Raw genomic sequence first — 1693 nt, 5'->3', positions numbered from 1 at the left:
TGGTAGGTGTCGACCTTGGTCGACACGGTAGATCCACGCCATGCGTGGATGCTCTTCGATGGCCATCCATCCACGCATGGCGTGGATCTACCTTAAAAAAAATCCCCGGCGGGCCCGCACCCGTCGGGGATCTGTACTGCTGGGGATTGCCAGTTCTGCCACGCCTTGGAGAGGCAGTTCCACCGTACCCCATCCTGCGCGGCGTGGTGATCGCCGCTGGCGATGACGACCAAGCCGGTAGCTATCAGGCGGCGGCCAGGGCCTGTTCCAGATCTGCGCGCAGGTCGTCGATATGTTCGATGCCGATCGACAGGCGCACGGTGTCCTCGCTGACACCGGCACGGGCCAGTTCGGCGGCGTCGAGCTGGCGGTGCGTGGTCGAGGCCGGGTGCGTGGCCAGGGATTTCGCGTCGCCCAGGTTCACCAGCCGGGTGAACAACTTCAGTGCATCCAGGAAGCGCGCGCCCGCATCGCGGCCACCGGGCAGGCCGAAGGTCAGCACGCCGGAGCCGTGCCCGCCCAGGTAGCGCTGCGCGGCGGCATGTTCGGGGTCGTCGGCCAGGCCGGCATAGCGCACCCAGGCCACCTTCGCGTGCGCCTGCAGGTACTGCGCCACCGCCAGTGCGTTGGCGTTGATGCGCTCCATGCGCAGGGCCAGGGTTTCAATGCCCTGCAGGATCAGGAAGGCGTTGAACGGCGACAGCGCGGCGCCGGTGTTGCGCAGCGGTACCACCCGTGCGCGGCCGATGTACGCCGCCGGCCCGAGCGCTTCGGTATAGACCACGCCGTGGTAGCTGGGGTCGGGTTCATTCAGGCGGGCGAAACGTCTGCGCTGCGCGGCCCAGTCGAAGCGGCCCGAGTCGATGATCGCCCCGCCCAGGCTGGTGCCGTGGCCACCGAGATACTTGGTCAGCGAGTGCACCACGATGTCGGCGCCGTGCTCGAACGGGCGCAGCAGGAACGGCGTGGCCACGGTGTTGTCGACGATCAGCGGCACGCCGGCGGCGTGGGCGACCTCGGCGATCGCGGCGATGTCGGTCACATTCCCGCGCGGGTTGCCGATGGATTCGACGAATACGGCTTTGGTGCGTTCGTCGATGAGCGCAGCGAAGGCGGCCGGGTCAGCCGGGTCGGCGAAACGGGCCTGGATGCCGTACTGCGGCAGGGTGTGCGCCAGCAGGTTGAGGCTGCCGCCATACAGCGCGCTGGCCGCCACGATGTTGTCGCCGGCCTCGGCGATGGTCTGGATGGCATAGGTGATGGCCGCCTGCCCCGAGGCCAGCGCCAGTGCACCGATGCCGCCTTCCAACGCCGCCAGGCGCTGTTCCAGCACGTCGGTGGTGGGGTTCATGATGCGGGTGTAGATGTTGCCCTGCACCTTCAGGTCGAACAGGTCCGCGCCGTGCTGGGTGTCATCGAAGGCGTAGGCCACGGTCTGGTAGATCGGCACCGCCACCGCACGCGTGGTCGGGTCGGGACGGTAGCCGCCATGCACGGCCAGGGTTTCCAGTTGCCACTGCGGGTCACTCATCGCACCTGACTCCATCCGGGAAACGGCCACCATAGGGCAGCCGTTGCGCACGGATCAGATCAGCTCGGCATATCGCCCTTACCCGCCGTTATCAGCGCACAAAAAAGGCGCCCCGCGCTGACCCCCCGGCGCCCCCGTGTGGACAGCACCCCCCACAAGCCG

At 67.9% G+C, this 1693-nt stretch carries 1 protein-coding gene; it reads right to left on the bottom strand.

Going from position 1 to position 1693, the window contains the following annotated elements:
- Positions 1–244 precede the first annotated feature (244 nt).
- On the bottom strand, positions 245–1531 hold the full coding sequence (locus IAE41_RS22240; protein ID WP_200734599.1) for an aminotransferase class V-fold PLP-dependent enzyme: 1287 nt from the start codon (positions 1529–1531) through the stop codon (positions 245–247).
- Positions 1532–1693 lie beyond the last annotated feature (162 nt).

Origin of the sequence: Stenotrophomonas sp. S39, assembly GCF_016624665.1 — a bacterium.
Taxonomy (GTDB): domain Bacteria; phylum Pseudomonadota; class Gammaproteobacteria; order Xanthomonadales; family Xanthomonadaceae; genus Stenotrophomonas.
This window is presented reverse-complemented; position numbering and strand designations above follow the sequence as displayed.